The sequence below is a fragment of the Cellulosimicrobium composti genome (assembly GCF_010287905.1).
Classification (GTDB): Bacteria; Actinomycetota; Actinomycetes; order Actinomycetales; family Cellulomonadaceae; genus Cellulosimicrobium; species Cellulosimicrobium composti.
Genome location: NZ_JAAFAN010000126.1, coordinates 1 through 3,755, shown reverse-complemented (window position 1 = coordinate 3,755; position 3,755 = coordinate 1). Strand labels below are relative to the sequence as shown.

The 3,755-nt window shown below is 74.3% G+C and carries 3 protein-coding genes; 1 reads left to right on the top strand and 2 read right to left on the bottom strand.

Annotated elements, in window-relative coordinates; translation table 11 throughout:
* Positions 1-155 precede the first annotated feature (155 nt).
* Both guaB and GYH36_RS18890 read right to left on the bottom strand, forming a co-directional pair.
* Entirely contained in the window at positions 156-1,685 is a 1,530-nt protein-coding gene (gene guaB, locus GYH36_RS18895; protein ID WP_024840363.1) for an IMP dehydrogenase, read from the bottom strand.
* 103 nt (positions 1,686-1,788) lie between these two features.
* A complete protein-coding gene (locus GYH36_RS18890) occupies positions 1,789-2,919 on the bottom strand; it encodes a MerR family transcriptional regulator (RefSeq protein WP_162290677.1) in 1,131 nt (376 codons plus the stop codon).
* 266 nt (positions 2,920-3,185) lie between these two features.
* On the opposite strand from GYH36_RS18890, the gene GYH36_RS18885 reads away from it, so the two are divergent.
* Positions 3,186-3,476: a WhiB family transcriptional regulator gene (locus GYH36_RS18885; RefSeq protein WP_115943554.1), complete on the top strand. Its 291-nt coding sequence runs from the start codon at positions 3,186-3,188 to the stop codon at positions 3,474-3,476.
* Positions 3,477-3,755 lie beyond the last annotated feature (279 nt).

Here is a 3,755-nt window from a genome sequence, read left to right as displayed (position 1 = left end):
CCGCCCCCCCCCCCCCCGCCGCCCCCCCCCCCCCCCCCCGCGGGCGGCCCCCCCCCCCCCCCCCGGGGGGGCGGGGGGGCCCCCCCCCCCCCCCCCCCCCCCCCCCCCCCCCCCCCCCCGGGGGGGGGGCCCCGGGGCCGTCGGTGCGAGAAGCCTCAGAAGCCGGTGTAGTTCGGGGCCTCGACCGTCATCTGGACGTCGTGCGGGTGGCTCTCCTTGAGCGACGCCGACGTGATGCGGATGAAGCGGCCCTTCTCCTGCAGCTCGGGGACCGTGCGCGCACCGACGTAGAACATCGTCTGGTGCAGGCCGCCCACGAGCTGGTGCGCGACCGTGCCGAGCGAGCCCTTGTACGGCACCTGGCCCTCGACGCCCTCCGGGACGATCATGTCGTCGCTCGTGACCTCGGCCTGGAAGTAGCGGTCCTTCGAGTACGACTTCTTGCCGCGCGAGGACATCGCGCCCATCGAGCCCATGCCGCGGTACGCCTTGTACTGCTTGCCGTTGACGAGGATCGTCTCGCCCGGGGACTCCTCGGTGCCCGCGAGCATCGAGCCGAGCATCACGGACTCGGCGCCCGCGACGATCGCCTTGCCGATCTCGCCCGAGTGTCGCATGCCGCCGTCGGCGATGACCGGGACGCCCGCGGGACGCGCGGCGAGCGACGCCTCGTACACGGCCGTGACCTGCGGGACGCCGACGCCCGTGACGATGCGCGTCGTGCAGATCGAGCCCGGGCCGACACCGACCTTGACGGCGTCCGCGCCCGCGTCGACGAACGCCTGGGCGCCCTCGCGCGTCGCGACGTTGCCGCCGATGACCTGGACGTCGCGCGTCGCCGGGTCGGACTTCAGGCGCGCGACCATCTCGATGAGCATGCGCACGTTGCCGTGCGCCGTGTCCGCGACGAGCACGTCCACGCCCGCGTCGATGAGCGTCGTGGCGCGCTGCCACGCGTCGCCGAAGTAGCCGATCGCCGCGCCGACCAGCAGGCGGCCCTGCCCGTCCTTCGACGCGTTCGGGAACTGCTCGGACTTCACGAAGTCCTTCACGGTGATGAGGCCCGTGAGGCGACCGTCGGCGTCGACGAGCGGGAGGCGCTCCAGCTTGTGCTTGCGCAGGAGAGCTGTGGCCTCCTCGCGGGAGATCCCCGCCGGGCCCGTGATGAGCGGCTGCGGGGTCATGACCTCGTCGACCTTGGTCGTGGCCCACTCCGCGACGGGCGTGAAGCGCAGGTCCCGGTTGGTGACCATGCCGATGAGCCGGCGCTCGGCGTCGAGCACGGGGAACCCGGAGATGCGGTACTCGCCCGCCGTCTTGTCGAGCTCCTCCAGCGTCGCGTCCGGGCCGATCGTCACCGGGTTGTCGATGATGCCCGTCTGGGTCCGCTTGACGAGGTCCACCTGGAGCGCCTGGTCCTCGATCGACAGGTTGCGGTGCAGCACCCCGATGCCGCCCTGGCGGGCCATCGCGATGGCCATGCGCGCCTCGGTGACGGTGTCCATCGCGGCCGAGACGAGCGGCACGCGGATCGAGATCTCGCGCGTCAGGCGCGTCGTGGTGTCGATGTCCGACGGCGCCAGGTCCGAGTAGCCGGGCTGCAGCAGGACGTCGTCGTAGGTGAGACCCAGGAATCCGAAGGGGTCACGGTCGGGGACGGCGGCGGGGACGGGCGAGTCGGTCACACCAGGATTCTACGCGCCGGGCCCCCGCCGTATTCCCGGCGCTGCCCGCCCGGCGAGCGCCCCGGACGGGGCCCGAGGGAGCGGCCGGGCGGCGCCGGGGCCGTCAGCGGACGACCGCGAGCAGCTCGTGCAGCAGGCCGGGGAAGCTCCGCACGCGGTGCACCGTGGAAGCGAGGGGCAGCTCGTCGGCGACGTCGTCGCTCGGGAGGCCGACGAAGAACGGCAGGCTCGGGTTCGCCTCGTGCGCGGCGTGCACGATCCCCAGGTCGGGTCGCGCCTGGGTCGTGACCATGGCGACGGCCGCCGGGCGGACCATCGTCACGATCTCGAGCGTGCGGTGCACGTTCGCGGGCCCCGTGACGATGCGGGCCATCGCGCCGTGCGACGCGAGCGACGCCGCGAGCGCGTGCGCGGCCAGGGGCAGCGGCTCGTCCGGAGCGGCGAACACGAGGACGATGCGGCGCATGCGCGAGGGGTGGTTGCGGGGCGGGCCGCCGGCCGCGACGATCGCGTCCTCGCTCGCCTGCGTGTACTCGCGCAGCGCGCCGAGCGTCGCGTTCGCGAGCACCACCTCGGGCACCTCGCCCGGCCCGGCGAGCACGGTGCGCTCGGCGAGCCGCTCGAGCGCGGGCTCGACGAGGTCGGACCACCACGCGGCGGGGTCGCCGCCCGCGGGGATCCGCAGGAGGCGGTCGCACGTGCGCTGGTCGTAGGCGATCGCGGCGTCGACGACGTCGGACACGCGGGTGGGCCGTGGAGCCTCGCGCACGCCGAGCGGCCGGGGCCCGGGGGCCTGCGCCGCCTCGCCGCCCGGGACGGCCCGCAGGAACGGCCGCGAGGGCGGTTCCTGCTCGGCGGAGTCGTCGGGGTCGTCGGGCTCGTCCGCGTCCGCCCCGGTGTCCGCGCCGCGCTCGTCGAACGAGACGGTGCCGCGGTGCGCGTCGAGCTCCTCGTCGTCGGCCGCGAGCGCCGCACGGGCCGCGTCGGCGGGAGCGACGCCGTCGAGCGTGAGCCGCCGCATCACGACGAGGCGCGCGACGTCGTCGTCGGTGTACCGACGGTGCGAGCCCGCGCGGTGCTGGGAGGGACCGAGCCCGTAGCGCCGGTCCCACGTCCGCAGCGTCGCGGGCGCGACGCCGAGCCGGCGCGCGACGGCTGCGACGGCGAGACCGGGAGAGGTGGACATGCTCGGTCGGGCTCCCTCGTGGTCGGGGGCGGACCGGACTGAGGTCATGCATCGATTCTGCCGACGGACCACCCGTCTCGCCACCTCGTGCAGGTCACAGTCGTGCACCCTTCGCGCCAGTCTTGTGCAGGGTTTGTTCAGTTCTCGCGCAAACGGGCCAACTGCGATCGATCGCGCCAGGCGGCGGTCGCCCGGTGCATCGTTTCGCCCAGACCGACCGCGCCACGAGCGCGCCGTCGCGCGGCGACCTGCCCGTTCACCTTTTCCCCACAAGGGACTTGAACAACTTCTGCAACGCTTGTAGGTTGTTCGGCATGGCAGAGATCTCGAGGCTCCCCGGGCCCGTCATGGAGCTGTGGGAATGGCAGTACCAGGGTTCGTGCCGCGACGCGGACGACACGTTGTTCTTCCACCCCGAGGGCGAACGCGGCTCGACGCGACGGCGCCGTGCGGAGGCCGCGAAGGCGATCTGCCACACGTGCCCCGTCATGATGCAGTGCCGCGAGCAGTCGCTCCGCGTGCGCGAGCCGTACGGGGTGTGGGGCGGACTGAGCGAGGACGAGCGCGCCGCGATCCTCGCCGGCGGCGCCCGTCGCACGGGCTGACCCCGCCGGCACCGCCCGGGCGGCCGACGACGGCGCCCTCGCGCGCCCGCGCACGGCACCACCCGCAGACCCGCACGGCACCGGTCCGACGTCGTACCGGGGGCACGTGCCGCACGACCCCGTGGCGCCGGTGGGGCGACCGCCCACGGAACGCAGCAGGGCCCCCGCCCCGCCGGGGGGGGGGGCGGGGGCTGGGCGGGTAGGCGTAAGCCCGACACCACAGCCCTGTTGTAGCGCCCAGAACCCAAGAGGTAGTACAACCCGCCGGAATTTACCAAG